The organism is Shewanella sp. 3_MG-2023 (genome assembly GCF_030548765.1).
Taxonomy (GTDB): Bacteria; Pseudomonadota; Gammaproteobacteria; order Enterobacterales; family Shewanellaceae; genus Shewanella.
Genome location: NZ_JAUOSH010000007.1, coordinates 14,619 through 32,743, shown reverse-complemented (window position 1 = coordinate 32,743; position 18,125 = coordinate 14,619). Strand labels below are relative to the sequence as shown.

Here is an 18,125-nt window from a genome sequence, read left to right as displayed (position 1 = left end):
GTTAATCAACATAAATCTTACCTAAGCGAAGTAATGCACCACTTTCATCGCTAATAATAAGCTCGTATGTCCCTACTGATTCGCTATTTAGCTTGAGTAAATAGGTGCCAGGTTTTAGGCCGCTAATCGCAAATCGTCCGCTGCGATTAGTAAAAAAGTCTAATGCTTCAAAGTTTTTATCTGTTTGAGATATCGCTTTACCCGCTAATAAACTAACAGGTTCACCCGTTTTGTTATCAAAAATTGACCCCATAGCCGTGATAATTGCATCAGAGCCCACCTTTAGTGAGTAACCTTGTCTATATCCAGGATTGAGCGCGAACACCCCTTCACCTAAATCGTAACCAGGAGGTAAATCTGTTACATCATAGGAAATTAATTGCTCATTATATGCGACAAGATCTGGAACGACCATTGCACCTACACCGTCACTATGCACTCTCGCCCCTTCATCTGACATATCCACATCAATACGATTATTTGCTAAGTTAGCGTGCGGTTGAATAATGGCAAAACTATCTCCAACAGGTCTACCTAAAGCAAATTGAGAACCCGAAAATACTAATGCTGATGAAAGTTCTGCTCGGCTAAAATGACTACTTTGCTTATTCGTAAAGTCGGTAAACCGGCTAGTATGTTGAAGGTTGGCTTGATACCGATTAGCAGAGTAATCAATACCTGCTTCTAGGTTAGCATCTGTATCACTGGTGCGCTGTGCACCGATAAACATATTGACCCCACCTGTTTTTCCGATGCCGTTAAGATAACTATATTCCGTTTTTAAATCTTCTAAGTCACTGCTATAACTACTCACCACGCGAGATGAACCAAACGGCCAACTTAGAGTAAGTAATGCATTAAATTCGTTACTTTCATCCTGATTATCTTTGTGTGTTAACCGAACACTCCAAGTGGCTGGGGTATCAAATAGATCACCAGAAAGTGCTGGGCTAATAGTCCAATAATCACCTTCCTTTTGATATACATCAATATAGTTAAGGGTTAGGCTAACTCGCAAAGCCTGAGTGATGGATCGGCTATAACGGCTGGTGAAAAAATGTTTGTTAATATTTAAAGAAGAAAGTAAATCTATAGGGTTAAAAACCGAATCATCAGATCTTTGAAACAAATCATCGACTCGAGTAAATGACTGAGAAAAATATTCATAAAAAAAACTGAGTTGAGAATTATCAGGGCCATCTTCGAAACTGACATCAAGCCCTAAACTGGCAGCCGCTCCTTCGCCAACTAAATCTTGGTTACTATAAGCAAGGTTTAAATCAAACACACCTAATCCTGTAGCAAACAAACTCCGTTGCCCCAGTTGGTAGATTTTAGGTGCCGCCTGCATGTTTACGCCTAATGTTAGTGATGGCGTGAGACCGTACTCCAACATACCATCGACAACAAATGCATCGCGGTCGTATTTAAGCTTGTCTTCAACTAAATCACTCGTCACTCCTGAACTAAATGCATATTCAAATTCTCCAGGTTTTAGCAGATCCATACCCGTGGCAATACTAAAATTTATTCGTTCTTGACGTCCATTACGATCGGTTATCAATAATTCAACATCACTAACGCCTTCGGCTAAAGGAATATCCTCAAGATTATAAGAACCCGCACCAAGGCTGAGCCTTTTTACTACCACCCCATCGATTAAAACATCAACTTCAGAAGTTCGTTCTAAAGTGAATTGACGTGCAGCCGTTGGCCTAACATTTCTGGTTGGAATAAGTGAAAAGTCACGAGAAATCCCTAACCCAAGAAAATCAATACCAGACTGAAAACCACTGGGGCGACTATAAAAATCCCCCAAAACCATACGAGTACCCTGGCTAGGAAAGTCAATATTAAGACGCGTACCTTGGCGAGAGTACTCTCCAGATTGACCATCTAAATGATTGTAAACCGCCTCATACTCCAAAACGGCATTTCGGTAATTAAGCCCAGTTTCAAGAAGGTGGTTATAATCGAGAAAATTTTGGCTATCATCACTAATATTCGAAGTATTGGTAGCAGACAAGTGGAGATTTACATAACCATTCAATGATGACGCTTCTATATATCGACGGGTATTTTTGCTGGGAGCAAACGATAGGCCGCTAATTTTAAGCGCCTCAATAGGTGCTTGCATTATTAGTTCAAAAGTTGACATGTCAAAAGTCAAACTAAGCCCAGCCTTTGAAAAATCAGCTTGGTTTAATACATCATCATGCTGAAATGTCGATAATAGCTCAAGCGTTTCCGGTACAAGGGTGTCAGCCAACAACGCCAAAGTTGATGTGGCTGGCAGTTCAATTTTTTGATCTGCTGTTATCGTTAATTCAACATCACCAATTAGACTGTCTTGTAATCGAAATAAACTTTGTAGATTAATATCCCGTCCAGTGGTGTTTAATATTACGTCCTCAGCCATGAGCGTAAAAGAGAGTAATAAGCACATTAATATCAATCGTTGAATTAATTTACTCATAAAAACTACCGCACCACAGGGGTAATGGCTAGACTAAAGCCTTTAGACAATACGCGACCAAGATTAATGGACACCTCACGTTTTGAATGTGGAGGAAAAAAGGTGTTAATTTGATCTGTTACAAGCGCCTCCTCTTCGATAGTAAATGTATTACCGTCGGCTTCTGTTATATTCAAATAATAATCATTAAGCGTAGCGTATTTATTACCTATATTATCAACCGTAAACTTTAACAATGACGAGGTATTTTGTTGTTTCTTTTGTAATGAATAATCAGTATCTATATTAATAATCTGATGTTGAATAGAGGATGTATTAATCACCAACTGAGGTTGCTGCTTGCTGGACGATACGTGAACTGCCGCATTAAAATGTACAAATATTTTAACCCCACTTTTACTTGCACTATCATCGACTAATTGAGGCTGGCTAAAACGAATAAAATAACTTTGGGAATTGGCTAAGGTATCTTGCCCCAGCCATTGAACACGAACGGACTGAACTGCACCTGGAGCTAAAACGGTTGCTGGAGGAAATACTAATAAATCGGTGGAAGTTTCAGATATAACCTTATAGCTCGCACCACTTGCTAGGGGGTTAAACTCTATTTCATTAACATCAATTTCTACAGGTAAAGTTAAATTAGAATTATTTGTAATTAAAAATTGCTGATAATTAGCACGACTATCAATTGAGAGTGCGGTCACCATAGGAGAGATCTCTATTCCATACACTGGTTTTCCTAAGAACAGAGACATTAAAGAAATACCGCACCATCCAAGCACTGTTTGTAAGCTTATCGAATTGATGTACATAAGCCTCCTTTTTATCTCAAAGGTTAGTTATCTAAAAGAAACTACAAAATTGACACAGCAGGTGCCTGATAAAAAAGTCTAACTCACTATTTCATAATTTCAATTTTAATCTCAATTTTATCCATACTGAATGATTCAATAGGCTTCATCGTTAACGTTCGAGAAGAGTTGGGTAAAAATAAATTGCCATTCAGTAACTCAGAAAGTTGCTCTTTATTTAACTGCAGTGAGTTTGCACCATCACTAACTTGCCATTGAGTTTCACTTAAACGTACATAGCGGTTACCGGAGTTGTTAATCGTTATTTTCCACTCTCCATCTATTAATTTTAATTCTTTAACTAGCAAATTTGCTTTCGTATTGGTCGGCACTACGTTGATTAGGGTATTAAAATTAACCCCCATTTTCACTTGTGAAATATTATCTCCCTCCATGGTAATCGGTATTTGACGAAAACCAACACTATAAGCTTTTGACTCAGCGATATCAGGTTCACCTAAATAGCGCACCATAACAGCTTGAGAATGGCCAGGTTTTAAAATAGCCGTCACAGGAATAATTAATAAATCATCTTCAGCTGGAATATATTCAATTTTACCAGAATTATTAATAACCAACTGCAGTGGTATCATCTCAACAGTGAGGGATTCACTGTCATTATTTTCTATACGCAGATTTAACTGTGCTTTTTTACCTACAGGTGACATTTCTGCCACCATAGGCTGCACTTTATAAGCAAAAGCATTCGGTAAACTAAAAACGATTATAAGACTGACCATTGCCACTAGACATGATTTAGTCATATTTTTAATCATAAAACACTCCATATTAATATAATTAAATATGAGGGAGTGATATCCCCCTCATATTTTCACTGACTAAGCTAAATTAATTAGCCGCATTAATTTGAACGGTTAACGTATCAGAATAACCACCAGACCAGCTTGCATCACCCGGTGTACTAAATGACAATGTTGCAGATGGGCCAACTAGCAAGCCTGCTGCAGAATAATCTTGATTAATATTTGCACCATTAGTGCCCATACCACCAGGCGCATTAAGTACTAGGTCAGTATAACCAGTTATAGCTAAAGTAGCCGTATAAGGTATAGATTGATCTTCAGCATCATCTGATTCTAGGCCACCTTCTGCACTAATCATTTCAATGTTTGCACCATCGACATCATTACATTCAACACCAAAAACAATATCAGAAGCGGTGTTAGCGTTTTGTAAGTTACCAAAATCATTTAATTGAGTATTTAGACCTGTCACCTCACATACCGCAGGAACAAAACCAACTAATTGAACGTCACCAGCGTTAGCTGTACTTGCGATTAGTGCTGTTAAAGATGCCGCAATTAAAGTAATCTTTCTCATTGTAAAACTCCTTTTAAAATTTCAGATTGGTTTTTTACTATGCCGACCGATATTTGCCTATCGGTCGGCAACTTTCTCCATCTGGAGAAAACTTCATTAAATACCCTGCATGGTAAAATTAGGATAAACCTCAACATGCAGAATATCGGTGTATTTCCCGGCATATACCAATGCTTCAGGAAGGCTAATCTCTAAACTACCCGACGTCGCAAATGGAATTTTTTCGCCAGCATTAAATCGTTGTTCTTGTTGAATATCAAAACTATTCGCGCTCATATTAAATTGAATCGATTCAATTTTAAAATCTATGTCATAGGCTGCAATAATTCTATTTTCATCCTGAGTTTGATTTAATTTAAGCCCGCCATACTCAGAGCGAAGTGCGACCAACATCGTTTGGTTACAATCAATAGAGAGCGTTGTACTGTGTATTAACTGTTGGCTAAAATCAAAAGTCGAACTACTTGGAATAGTAATCTCACATTTATCTTCAATAACACCTGAGAGTGCCAAAGTGAGTGATTCGTTGGCATGACTAACTGCAAGTCCGAAGCAACAATGTAATACGAAGAATGCCACAGTATTTTTCACTGCATAAAGCCCTTTTCCGTTAACACTCATATCAATGTCCCTATAGATTGCCCAAACACGCTTTGCCAAAACAGGTGTATATGAAATCAATACATTGATGATAGCAATAAAGTTAATTTACAAAATATGAATTTAAGAATGAGTTTGTTATTAATCATTCATACTTGCAGTGTGCTTAATTCATACTTTTAAGATATTACAATAAACACAATTAAATTAAATATATAAAGCAATGACTTATTGAAAGGCTCGAGTCTGACATAGTTAATTAAGTATGAGATAGGTATTTAAGTATGACTCAGATATGACCTTTTTAACAAAACTGATAAACGAAAGGCTCATCATTGCTGATGAGCCTTTCGTCTTAAAAATGGCGAAATTATGGTGATTAGAACGCTAGATTGAGATGCTACATTTTGACTTGATCAAGCTTAACTATTGGCTTCTATTCTAATGTACGTTTTAAAAAAACGTGACTGCTGTAGTTCATTAGCTTTCACCACTAAAAAACTGCAACACAGCAGCTGGGATGATTTTAAACCCAACATTGAGGTGCTTTAAACCTGTTGTTCACATCAGTAAATTCTAGAAAGCAAAAAGCCCGCTACTTTTCAGTAACGGGCTTTTCTAAATATGGCGGAGAGATAGCCTACTTCTGAAATAGGAACCCTACATTGTGGTGCTATAAACCTGTTGTTCACATCAGTAAATTCTAGAAAGCAAAAAGCCCGTTACTTTCGTAACGGGCTTTTCTAAATATGGCGGAGAGATAGGGATTTGAACCCAAGGCTTCCGTATTAAATTATAAATTAGTTGTTTAGTTTCAATTGCTTGCAATCAAATAATGTAAATAGAAGCTGCAATTGCCAACTAAGATTGACTATATTTCTGAATGGCAAAAAAGTCAACATTCTTAATGATTAAACATGGTAATTCCATGCATAAAATTCTTTAAATTAGTTAACAGCGTAAATAGTATAGAAGAAAACCAAGGTCAAAAGCCTTCGGTAGGCAGGCTATTGTCTTGACTCACCGGGAGCGTCCATATATGCCTATGTTATTTTAGTGGAAGGGCTTTACCAAATGTATTAACTTACTTTTGAAATAGTGAAAAATAATTTTTACAGGAAATAACTAATGTGGAACTGTCGTAGGAACAAAGCCGACACAAGTAAAAAAAGATTTAAACCGTTAAGAAAATTTTTACTGGTAGCTTTAGGTTTTATTTTTATTCGCACAATGTTTTTAAATTATAATCATGTACCAACTAAATCTATGAATCCTAATTTGCATGAAGGAGATGTTATTTTAGTTAACAAGGTTGCTTACAACTTTAAGCTTCCATTTGCTGAAACTGGACTTTTAAATTTTGGTTCTCCAGAGCGAGGGGATATTGTTACATTTGATTATAATGGTGTTAACTATGTCAAGAGGATTATGGCTGTCGGTGGTGACACATTTAAAATGACAGATAATAGATTTTATATCAATGGTAAAAAATTACCGTTAAACCACACCAGAAATGAATCTGTTGACCTTAATGAGTTTAAGACTCAAGAAGAGTATACATATAAAGCCTATAGAGAAGAAAACTTCTCAGGGCTACAGTATGATGTTATTTATGCAGAAGGCTTTAAGGAAGATTATATTAAAAATATGATTGTAAGTAGTAAGGTTTATGTTGTTCCTGAAGATACGTATTTTATGATAGGCGACAATAGAAACATGAGTGGTGATAGTCGGTATATTGGAGCCATTCATATGGATAAAATCACAGGCAAAGTTGTTAAAATAGCATTTAACTATCAACAGATTTTTACTGATGTAAAGATGCGGTTTTGGGAAGACACTGAGTAGGTTGATTTTCGCAGATTTGGAAAGCAGAATGCCTGGTAATCTTATGCTATACCCACTGTTCTAGGGGGAACCTATCCCCTCCAACCATTTTTTTCAACGGTATCGGTTCCCGTTAGTCATGCCTTAAGTACACAACTGCCAATGGAGTAGTAAAATGTTGCGTCTTCAATACTGACAAACGTGCTTCATGGTCTGCCAATAGCAAGCTCAATCAAGCATTGGCGAGATAGCACATTAATAACTCACCAGGGTTGTTGTAAACGATGAAGTAATGGCTCAGTCCAACCAATGTAAGCCAGAAAAGGCCAAGGATGAACTTAATCCGAATGGGTGTTTCACCATTAAGCGGCGCAGTTAGACTGTTAAGCCCGTATATCTGGCAGAACAACCGCTTTAAGCGGTACATCAGTGACATCAATAGCAACAGCAAGTGTGAATAGTTTAGCAGAAAACCAAGGTTAAAGCCTTCGGTAGGCAGACTATTGTCTTGACTCACCGGGAGTGTCCATATATGGCTATGTTATTTTGCCAAAATAGCCACCAGGAATGGGTGGCTATGTTATTTTTAAGCGACAGAGCCGTTGAAGATAAGCGATTACTGAAGTTAGTGAAAGAAGCTTATGGCCCTCATCCGAATCAAACACTAACGTTAGCTATCCTTGTTATTAACTATTTGATTAATTGTATTTCATAGCCAGCATTGGCTAAGTAATTAGGGATATACAAGGTCGCGTACAGATCATAGATTACCGTTAACTTATGCTCTGGCTTTACAAATTCAGATAATGGTTTCAAACAATCATGCTGCTTTTTAGCCTTAGATTTGGTCTCGTTATATTTCCAACCATTTAAGTAATGGAAGGCATTCCAACGATTATGCTCTGCACGAATCAATTTTTCTAACATACAGCTATATTCATGTGGGAAATAACTAATATTAATAGGCTCTCCGCCCTCTTGCCATAACTTAGGAAGCTCTAATGAGTATGCTTGAATAAATTCATTACTTAAACCAAGTAACTCCCTATCAGATTTTAAAGCGCCATGGAAAAGGTCTAAATTTAATGTCAGCAGATCATTTGCTGTTTTATCAGACTTAATTTTCAAGAATCCCAGCGCTTTTAGTTTCATATCGATATGTAAACTTTGTGATTTGTTAGATAACTTGTCACTAAGCTTTAATGTGTTGTACCATTTTCTATTAATTTCATCTAACGTACTTAGATCGCTCAAGTTATATTGTGCCGTAGGCAAGTATTCCTCCGCGTATTGATGATTCACAAGCTTTGCAATTAGCTCATGCTGTTCATCTAATACATTCTCACGAGTACAAATGTTTTTTACATCTGCAAAGGTGAAGAACTGTTTAAAACTGCCTTTGTCAGCATCTATAATTTTACTCATATTATAATTATTGAAACTGGCAAAACTGATACGTGTTTTTAACGTCTCATCAACTGCTTTTTCCAAGTATGTTTTGTTAAATAAATCAGCTGCAATGCTAAGGTTTCGCCCTTCATCGTCATAACAAACAACAACATGGGTTAAGTTATCTTTAAACCATAAGGCATCATTCTCAAAATAGGAAAGCGTATGACAGTCACAATTAACGGCCTCTAGAGCAAGTACATTTAAGATACCAGGATACCGCTTAATGACCTTCTCTTTAAAAGCTGATGCCTGCACATCCACTAAGTGAATAGTCAGTTTATTTTCATTGGGCAAGTGGGCTAATTTAGCGGTCAAGTAAATAATGTTAAGCGCAAGCTCACCATCACCTGCGACCACGATATGGTAATCATCATTACTATCAATGATTTCACGCCCTTCTCCATCGACAAAGTTACCTTCAAAAAATGCTTCCGCAGCTTCTTCATAAAAAGAGAACGTTTGGATATCTAATTGAAGAGTTTCATTTTCAACGTTATTGGGGTTAATAAAGTTCTGATGGAAAAGCGCATTCAAGTCTTGGTTAATAATGTGTACAACCAATTTTAACGGTCTTATACACTTATCTTCTGCTATTTCCTTTTTTACTCTCTCTTTATACAACTGAATAATAAGGGTAGCTAATTCAACATTCGAACGGTCATTACCTAAAGAGATAACACCACTTTGCATTGTGTCAAAGTTCAATATTTCTAATTTTTCATCACTAAAAACATCCCCTTCTACCACACCCATACCGAACTTTCTGAACAGATCTAGCTTGTCATTTTGTTTGCTTTTCTCAAAAATAACATAAGCGTTATTGTTGACAGCCATCTCATTACTTAATAAAGCACTATTAAATTCACCAAGGCCAAAAACAGTAATGTGCTCTCTTTTGAGTAGCCGTTTGACTATTTGCTGGTTTACCGCATCTTTAAAATAGATTAAAACCGCAATTACTGAAGCGGAAACAATTGAAGCAAACTCAAGTGCACTGCCAACCGAATTTGTCATTCCTTTAGGGAATGGAGAGTCCATTACAAAGCGTAATATAAAGGCCGATATGCAAACAATAGCAATAGTGATGGCTTTGTTTTCTAGCAAAGTGTAAACGATACTAGGGGATTTTTTTTGAGTAGAAGAACTAGGTAAATCATTCATCTCTGTTAGTCCTTTGTATTAATATTAATAAATGTAAAATTATCATAAGACCCTTACTGTTCATAAATATCTTCAATCGCTTTGATGTTGCCATATGAAATACCATAAAGCTTTTAACTACTAGAAATATAGGTTAGAAAATTATCTACCCTATTAATTATTACCTTTTTAGGCCAATAACAGTATCTCTATATTTATTACAGAAAGAAGTGAATGATTCATGAAATGTTTCACTTGGAGTTTCATTTAATATTTGTGTAAACACACCTTTGTGCTCATCAAAAACAATAACTAAATCTTGCAATACTTTATTGAGTAATTCTGCATCAACTCTGGGGGACTGCCTTGAAAGACAAATATTTACCAGATCTTCAAGTGTAACTCCCTGTGATTTTGTAAGTGAGTTTTGTCCTTCTGATTTCTTATTAATAAAGGCAGATAGTATATCAAATGATTCTTTTGCATTCGTACTATCCCCCCCATATATTTCTTTACTAAAATCAAAATGTTTTTGCATGTAATATATAGCTTTATCTAAGTTTTTTTCTTTTAAAAACGAGTACCTAGACAAATTAAAAAAACTATTATTCTTAATTACTGCATATTCTATCATTGGGTTTTGAGAGTAAAGTTTATTAGCTAATTCCATAGATTCAATGGCATAAGCTTTGATTCCATCAAAAAAATAATTATCAATTGATAAAGTTACTAAATTATTAACAATGACCACATACTCTAAGAGCCAACGAGCAGGCTCTAAGCCATAAGGCTTTTGTAATAGTTCGATTGCCTTTCTTAATTTAATACAGGCTTGTTTAGGGTCATCATTAGAAATAAGAGTTGATAGCATTTTCAAAGAATTCACATAATTACCTACCCATTGGTCTCGATATTTCTCATAAAATTCACTAGAAATACTTACAGCTTCTTGAATAAGTTCGTAAGCCTCGTCATAACATTCTAATTTATTTTTTACATTGGAATAATTTATTAGAACTTCTACATACCCCAAAGCAAAATCATTCTTTTTATATTGAAATAAACGTGAATATATTTTTCGTGAAGTACTAACTAATGCATCGGCATTGTCATATTCCCCTAATCGATATTTTCCTCCTCCTAATGTATTAAGGGCCATTGCAAATGCTTTCCATTCTAAATTGGCCCACTCAGACTGTGGAACATTTTCTTTGAATTTAATGAGATCATCTTCTAACTGATCTAGCATTTCATTAGGTTTTCCAATTTGAGTATAGTAACTACACAGGTTGTTCATAAAATCCAGTAATGGTAGCCTCCAAAATATTGGTTCTTGAGGATAGTATAACTTTGCTACCTCATAAGCTTTTTTTCCAAGCTGTATAGCATCTTTAAACCTACCTTCTTTATTACACGATTCAGCCATCAAATTGAGAGAAGATGCATATTGATATTTCCATTTGTCTTTATCTTTGTTGTAAAGTAGCTCTGTAATAGTGACTGAAATAGACTGAAGTAGGGAAGCCGCTTTTATTTCATTATTTATATAATAATTATTGCTAGTGCTTGTAATATAATAAACACAATCTTCAATCCATTTACAATCAAGTAGTTGGCTATCACTTAGAAAAGTTACAAACGTTTGGTATTTTTGGTTATCTGGATAACACCGCTCGTACTCAGTAATTAGCGTTATATATAGTTTCCCCCAACGATTAGATTCAAAACTTTGATTTTGATGATTTATGATGAGGGATTGTACTGCGTTTATAATTGATTCGTGTTCTTCTTTTAGGTTGATTTCTTTAGTAATAGCTCGTGAGATTTCCCTATGAAAGAAATACATTAACTCAGAGTTATCTTTCTGCTTAATACTCAAGAAGTTTTTAAGGTTGTTGTACAATCTTGTCCAATGAATTAATGGCAATTCTTGAGTTATATTATTATGGAAAGTAGTCGGGGCAACTTTATCAACAAAGTGTTGATCCATTGATAATACTGTTAATAACTCATACTCACTTAAACCATCTTTTGAAGAATAAATATAACCAAGCACTCTATTAACAAATTCTCTATCATGATGATAAATCTCAGTTAGATTTTGGATATATGTTTGAATGATGCCGACATGCGTTCCTTGAATTTCTTCATTTGCTTCATTTTCTTCATTCTTAACATATTCATTTTTAGTATTAACAATACAACGCCATTGCTTTGCCTCTTGAATTGCCAAGCGGATATATAATGGTGAAGGCTCAATTTCGTACTGTTTTAAAAGATAGCGTTCTTGTTCTGGCTGTAACGTTCTTCCCTCCCCCTTTAGCAGGTTTCTAATTAATTTTGGGGCATCATTGAACTCAGGTATTGGATATTGATTACTTGTTTTAACCGACAAGTCATTAAAGTACTGGCTATCTTCTGCATACTTATCATCATTTAAAGCAGATATAACTATTTTTACATTGATTGGCAATATCTTCGGTAACCATAAAAAGTAATCAGCACTTTGTAATTGATCAACTGCATCAATAAAAATAACAACCTCACCTCTAATAGAGTTAAGCTCTTGATGTACCCTTAGGCTAAACTGTTCAAATGTTTCCTTGTTATCGCTCTTCTCAATTAAAGCTAGATTTCTACTATCTTCATCATGAATTTTAATTTCTAGCTCCGTAAAGAGGGAAGTTAAAATATCAACCGAAGAGCTTGAATTAGCTGTTGCCCCAACAAACCGGTATAACACTTTTTTAGCTGTGCTTGCCTCCGCTTGTTGAATCGCTTGTGCCATTAAAGCTGATTTCCCACAGCCCGATTTGCCATAAATCACTAAAGGTTGCTGATTATTATCTGATATATAATCCGCAATAGTCTTTAACAGTTTTTCTTGTCCTAAAAAGTTTTTACGCTTGTTTTGTGCAAAATATTCTTGTTCTTTCTGCTCTATCTCTAAAGCTGTTGGCACATCATGTTCTTCATTTTCTTTTTGAGCATCAATTTTCGATTCAAGAAATTGAGTAACTCTTTCCTGAAAACCCTGCAAGTAATTTTCATCGAGTTTATTTTTATCAACTTGTTTTACTTCTGCATGCAACTTATTTTCTGTTAGCAACACCTTTTTTACTTTATTTTTAAATTTTTGAGCTTCCACGTTATCAGCAGCATCTGCAATAAATGTTTCTGCGATTCTTGAGCTTGGCTCGATAGAGCGGAAAAATCCGAAAACATTCTGTGCATCTATCTCAGGTGATATATTTAATTTTTTTTGAGAGGGAGTTGCTTCTAAGTAAGAAATAATGCCCTCTTCCACCTCAGCCTCTGTTGCTGAAATAAAGTACTTTTTTCGTTGCTCACTATTATTCTTAAAAGCCATTTCAGCGGCACTTTGTATAATAGCTCTTAACTTTTCTTCCTCTTTTTCCCAACATTCAAACGCTTCAAAGTCACCGGTTCTTTCTTGTAAAATATATGATATGGGTAGTTGGTTAAGATCTTTTAAATACCAGTTCGCTAGGTTTTGCTTTTCTTTTTCAGTCATAAGCGCACAGAGCATTTCAAACTCTAGTGCTTCAATAGCATAAGGGAGTGGTACCCAACCATATCGGTCACCCAACATCACTAAAAAGTTAGGGTGCTTAAACGTTTTACACGCTTTTACTTCGTCTAAACATAACTCAAGTGTTTTTTGGTCTAATTGAGCTTCATTGCTCACCCCCCACCTTAAATCAATAGGTTGAAAAGTGTAACCTTGCTGTGCTGCATAGTTTTTTATTTGTGGAAATACGTTACTTTGCAAAACTTCTCTTTCTCGTTTGAAGTCGCTAAACGTTGAGCTTATAAATAATCTGAAAGTTTTTGAGTTAGTCATTATCCATTCCTTGGGCTTGCCTCTTTATTCAGCAGAGAATTAAAAGGGCATTATTAATTTTTTGTTATTTAATCGTTCAAAATTCTTCAGTAGCGATTTATAAAAACAACGCCTCTATCTCACCACGATTCAATGATTCTTTTTCTATTAATACATTGGCAATGTGATCCAGTAGAGCACGATGCTCAATTAACTTCACTTCCGCTGATTTTTCTGCTTCAAGTAACCAGGATTGCACCGCACCTTGCGCTTTTAATAACAGGTTACTTTCTTCAAATTTAGTAATCATAGCAACGTTTATTGGCCCCACAGTTGGCTCAATCCCACCTTCATAGATTGCATGCATAGCTAACTGAGTCGCTTTTTCGATATCATTTGAAGCTCCGGTGCTGACTTCATCAATTGAGCCCGTACACAGCTTTTCAGCTACCCGCCCAGCCAGTAGCACTTGTAACTTATTCATCACGGTTCGTTTTGAATAACTTTCATATTCATCAGATGCTCGCGTTGAAACAAACCCTAACGATTGGTTTCTTGGCTCAATAGTCACAAAGTCAATACGTTGCTTTGGAAATAACAACTTATAGGCTAACAAATGTCCCGCCTCGTGATAGGCGGTGCGGCGTTTTTCTTCTTGGCTTAATACAATCTGTTCTGAAGGTGCTCCATATACTATTCGGATCATCGATTGCTTAATGTGCTCAATTGTTAAGGCCTTATCATCACTAACAGCTTGGTAAATTGCTTCTCTTAGCACTTGCTCGATATCGGCCGAGGACATACCTTGGGCCGAAGATACCAATTGCATAAGATCATTTTGCAACCAATCTATATGATGTTTTTCAGCAAACCTTTCAAAGAAGGTCTGTCGTGCTTTTTTATTGGGTAAATCGCAATATATCGTTTCATCAAAGCGCCCAGGTCGAGTAATTGCCTTGTCTAATATCTGAGGATGATTAGTCGCTGCCAATACAAAAATAGGCTCATCGTGTGGAGTAAAGCCATCCATTTCTGTTAGCAGCGCATTTACGGTAAGGTTTTTATCACGTGATAAGCTATCGCTGTTGGTGGTTCTTTGCGCCGCTAGCGCATCTATCTCATCGATGAATACTATTGCTGGAGCATATTTACGTGCGGTCGCGAATAGCTTTTTAATATTCGCAGTCGTCCCTCCAGCATAACGATCTGACAACTCCGAAGCCGTAATACTGAAAAATGGCAAGCCACACTCCCCCGCTAACGCTTTCGCTAACAAGGTCTTACCCGTGCCAGGAGGACCTGCAAACAAAAATCCACTGGGTAATTTCACCCCAAAATTCTTCAATTTGTCAGGCGACTTTAACCAACCAACGACCTCCGAAAGCCGCTGCTTAGCTCGGTCTAGACCAATAACATCTGCTAATGAATTATCTGGTACGCTATGTGTAAATAAGTCACTTTCTTTAAGATCGGCAGAATGGATGAGCTGAGTTCGATACGATTGATTGAAACATACCTTAAACACCCCCTCATTTGATGAAGTGGAGCAATGATATTCTAATTTTTCATTTCGCCTCGACATGCTTCTTAAAGTTTGCTCCATAGCTATATAATAACTGACTCGCTCGAGCATTTTGTCGAGCTTATTTTCAATTGTTATACCAGATAGGGAAAAGTGTTCTCTAATATCATGATTCTTACTTAGTGTATGATCTTGAGTGGGTTTGCCGTGATAAATCTGATAACTAAACAATGGCAAGCTAGGGTTTATCTTATTGACGCTATTCGCAAAATCAGTAAGTGATGTCCCAGAACTGCCAATGAAATCGATATCGATAAGTAAGGCATCAGGGCTGTGTTTCTCTAACGTAACCTGCATATCCTCAATTGAATTCGACAGTGAAATCGAATTAAGACTGACAACCTCATTTAAATTACCATAAACTCTTGAATCGTCATCAATAAGCAGAAGTTTTGCTTGTCTGTGGCCTATTTGATTAACGTCGTCTACTTCAATAACAAACTCTAATTGTGTTTGAGTACTGTCTATCAAGTCTGTTGCTTTACTTACAATTGATGATTTAAGCTTTGGCAAATAATGATTTATCCGCCTAGGATTCACTTCTGGTGACAGGTCTTGCAGAAAGAATGAAGCAAAGTTTGCTGGCCAACAAAACTTAAGCTGCTCTTCAAAATCGTGAGGCTTGGCCAACTCTCTCTCAGCTAAGCGGATCAAATGATTAGTTTTCAAGGGGGAAAATAGAACTGAGTAACCTTTGGCCAATCGGTTGATAAATTCGTAAGAAAGCTTAACCTTTGAATCAGGGTTTTCTGAGTTACGAAGCAGATCAAAAACATTAATTTGATGTGCTTGCGAGTTTTTCTCAACGATATCCTGCCCTAGGTTGGTAGTAAAAATAATAATACATTGTGTGAAATCAACAACCTCTTGACTTGTCTGGTCTTGACCTTTCCCTTTATCTAATACGCTTAACAGTGATTGAATTATACTCGAATGCGCTTTTTCAATTTCATCGAACAGTAATACTTGTCTAGGTTGCGCTCTGACAGAACTCGTTAGTACACCTAAGCTCGCATCGGTGTATTGTATACCTGAACCGAATAATCTTAATGAGTCATTTTCATTTGAATATTGTTCCATGTTAAAGTTTGTAAAAACATAGCCTAATTGCTCATATTCATTCATGACCTTACAGAATGTAGATGCCAGATATGTCTTACCAACTCCCGATGGGCCTAAAAAGGTATAGATAGTTCTAGGGCCTTCACCTGGACTGATAGAAGATGCCAGATATCCTTGTGAAAGACTTTCAATTGCAGCACTTTGACCGATTACTTTATCATTTAAGTTAGCAGCGATGTTTTTAATACTAAGCGCTGTTTTTATAAACTGGTTGCTTTGCTTGTTAAGCGCTAACAACTCAATTATCACATCCGATTTTGTCTCTAGTAATGCTGCTATAAAATCTGCAAAAGAAAGTTCGCCGTGACTAAAGGCTGCATCCAGGCAAGCCTGTATAGTGTGTTCAAATTGAAGATCGCCTACATATGACTTAGCGACTTGATACCAATTTTTACTTGAATCATTATCAGCGGTAAAACTCCGTGTAACTGCGGTATTCTTTAATGTTTGGCGACATTGATACACTACACGCGGCATAATCAACTGATGGGGGTGACACTTAAGTTGCATGGCCAGAGCTTGTAAAACACTGGGTATGGCAAAAATTGCAGCAAGTAATGCTGTATAGCCAACCGAAGGAAGTTTCGCTGTTTTAATGCTTTGAACGGCAGATTTTGGGTTAGATGATATATATAATGCCGATGTCAGCACCGATACCTCTTCCATCAATTGTTGCGCGTCAGGTTCTAATTCAAAAAAATGTTGTTTCACTTTAAAAGACTGATCGGTATGCCCCAATTTAACATCCTCGGTAAGATTCAAATAGTTTTCGTCATTCATTATTTTCAACTCGGACTGAACAAAGCTTTTATCAAGCTCAACAGAGAACAGCCCAGAAACGGCCTTATACAAATCCGAATTAACTTGAATGACTTTACCCTCTTCAAGCTCTTGTAAAAAATGACGAAGTTGCTCAACCAACTTTTCGATTTGAATTGTGTCAGCAACACAAGAGAACTGATTTACAGCTCGGTACCCACCAAGTTCTTTGATGATATTTAACGCACATCTCTCATCTTTTAGATCAATGTTTTCAGCTGACAAAAAGCACAATGATTGCGTTTGTTTTACTAAATCAAAACTAACCACTGAGCTTTCCAACTCAGTATCTCTAATTGCTAATTTAATCAACAGCAAAACAAATGGAAGTGCTACATCCGATTGTTCTAGCAAGTACATGTCCACTTCCATGTCAGAACACATCACAGTTCGGTATTCAAAAAAGTTTTCAACTAATGCATTTGAAATCATAAAGCCTCAAAGGAAAATTGCTTGATAATTGGTTGAGTTATAGTTTCACTACCTTTAAGACCAGATGGAGCATCCCTAAATATCAGCAAGATAATGGGTGTAAAAAAACCGACTAATTTAGCGTGTATATCACTCAAAAGAGCAAGGACGATTTAAATCGACGATCTCAGTGCTCTTTAGGGTAGGCACTCAAAATGTTTTTTGGTTGGCTGGGCTTACATCTCCTGATGGATTAACCAAATCTGTTATTTGTGTCGAACATACTCCCTGAAAAGAGAGCGCCAACGAGCCGAATAAAAGCATTTCCTTATACATTTAAACCTCTTTACAATAAAAATAAATAAAACCATATAAAACCAATAGATTACACACTTTCTTTAATATCGAAAAGAATCAATGTTAAGAAGTTGCAAAATTTAAGTTACAAACTATTACTACTTAGAAAAGGTTCAATAAATAGTATTGCCTGTAAATTATGGTGTATTGCCAGAAAAATAAAATACAATCAAATAAAATCATTACAACGTGCTGTAATAATCTTAGTTATTACCATATCGATTATATTTACACCAGAAGATAATAGAGATAATTAAGGAGGCCAAAAAACTAACTGGAATATATAAAAGCCATAGAATT

9 protein-coding genes are annotated in these 18,125 nt (G+C 36.3%); 1 reads left to right on the top strand and 8 read right to left on the bottom strand.

The window, feature by feature from the left end; translation table 11 throughout:
* Position 1: 1 nt before the first annotated feature.
* From Q4591_RS05635 to Q4591_RS05615, 5 genes are all read right to left on the bottom strand, one after another.
* Positions 2-2,476 carry a fimbria/pilus outer membrane usher protein gene (locus Q4591_RS05635; protein ID WP_303459867.1) on the bottom strand — a complete coding sequence of 825 codons (2,475 nt, stop codon included), beginning with the start codon at positions 2,474-2,476 and terminating at the stop codon, positions 2-4.
* Positions 2,477-2,481: 5 nt separating this feature from the next.
* Positions 2,482-3,291: a hypothetical protein gene (locus Q4591_RS05630; RefSeq protein WP_303459865.1), complete on the bottom strand. Its 810-nt coding sequence runs from the start codon at positions 3,289-3,291 to the stop codon at positions 2,482-2,484.
* 86 nt (positions 3,292-3,377) lie between these two features.
* Positions 3,378-4,106 (bottom strand): molecular chaperone, encoded by a 729-nt coding sequence (locus tag Q4591_RS05625; protein ID WP_303459863.1) that lies wholly within the window; start codon positions 4,104-4,106, stop codon positions 3,378-3,380.
* Positions 4,107-4,179: 73 nt separating this feature from the next.
* Positions 4,180-4,671: a hypothetical protein gene (locus Q4591_RS05620; protein ID WP_303459859.1), complete on the bottom strand. Its 492-nt coding sequence runs from the start codon at positions 4,669-4,671 to the stop codon at positions 4,180-4,182.
* A 96-nt stretch (positions 4,672-4,767) separates the two neighbouring features.
* Positions 4,768-5,292, bottom strand: coding sequence for a hypothetical protein (locus tag Q4591_RS05615; RefSeq protein WP_303459856.1), 525 nt, complete (start codon positions 5,290-5,292; stop codon positions 4,768-4,770).
* A gap of 1,107 nt (positions 5,293-6,399) precedes the next feature.
* Here Q4591_RS05615 and lepB point away from each other — a divergent pair.
* Positions 6,400-7,119, top strand: coding sequence for a signal peptidase I (lepB, locus tag Q4591_RS05610; protein WP_303459854.1), 720 nt, complete (start codon positions 6,400-6,402; stop codon positions 7,117-7,119).
* A 669-nt stretch (positions 7,120-7,788) separates the two neighbouring features.
* Here lepB and Q4591_RS05605 read toward each other — a convergent pair.
* The 3 genes from Q4591_RS05605 to Q4591_RS05595 all read right to left on the bottom strand — a co-directional run bounded on the left by Q4591_RS05605 (position 7,789) and on the right by Q4591_RS05595 (position 17,489).
* Positions 7,789-9,711 carry an NAD-binding protein gene (locus Q4591_RS05605; protein ID WP_303459851.1) on the bottom strand — a complete coding sequence of 641 codons (1,923 nt, stop codon included), beginning with the start codon at positions 9,709-9,711 and terminating at the stop codon, positions 7,789-7,791.
* A 160-nt stretch (positions 9,712-9,871) separates the two neighbouring features.
* The gene (locus tag Q4591_RS05600; protein WP_303459850.1) at positions 9,872-13,555 is read right to left on the bottom strand and encodes an ATP-binding protein; all 3,684 of its coding nucleotides are present in this window, start codon (positions 13,553-13,555) and stop codon (positions 9,872-9,874) included.
* Positions 13,556-13,652: 97 nt separating this feature from the next.
* Positions 13,653-17,489 carry an AAA family ATPase gene (locus tag Q4591_RS05595; RefSeq protein WP_303459848.1) on the bottom strand — a complete coding sequence of 1,279 codons (3,837 nt, stop codon included), beginning with the start codon at positions 17,487-17,489 and terminating at the stop codon, positions 13,653-13,655.
* Positions 17,490-18,125 lie beyond the last annotated feature (636 nt).

Excerpts from the sequence above, each read along its gene's own strand:
- Q4591_RS05635 (WP_303459867.1), bottom strand. The coding sequence starts at position 2,476 with ATGAGTAAATTAATTCAACGATTGATATTAATGTGCTTATTACTCTCT.
- Q4591_RS05630 (WP_303459865.1), bottom strand. The coding sequence starts at position 3,291 with ATGTACATCAATTCGATAAGCTTACAAACAGTGCTTGGATGGTGCGGT.
- Q4591_RS05625 (WP_303459863.1), bottom strand. The coding sequence starts at position 4,106 with ATGATTAAAAATATGACTAAATCATGTCTAGTGGCAATGGTCAGTCTT.
- Q4591_RS05620 (WP_303459859.1), bottom strand. The coding sequence starts at position 4,671 with ATGAGAAAGATTACTTTAATTGCGGCATCTTTAACAGCACTAATCGCA.
- Q4591_RS05615 (WP_303459856.1), bottom strand. The coding sequence starts at position 5,292 with ATGAGTGTTAACGGAAAAGGGCTTTATGCAGTGAAAAATACTGTGGCA.
- lepB (WP_303459854.1), top strand. The coding sequence starts at position 6,400 with ATGTGGAACTGTCGTAGGAACAAAGCCGACACAAGTAAAAAAAGATTT.
- Q4591_RS05605 (WP_303459851.1), bottom strand. The coding sequence starts at position 9,711 with ATGAATGATTTACCTAGTTCTTCTACTCAAAAAAAATCCCCTAGTATC.
- Q4591_RS05600 (WP_303459850.1), bottom strand. The coding sequence starts at position 13,555 with ATGACTAACTCAAAAACTTTCAGATTATTTATAAGCTCAACGTTTAGC.
- Q4591_RS05595 (WP_303459848.1), bottom strand. The coding sequence starts at position 17,489 with ATGATTTCAAATGCATTAGTTGAAAACTTTTTTGAATACCGAACTGTG.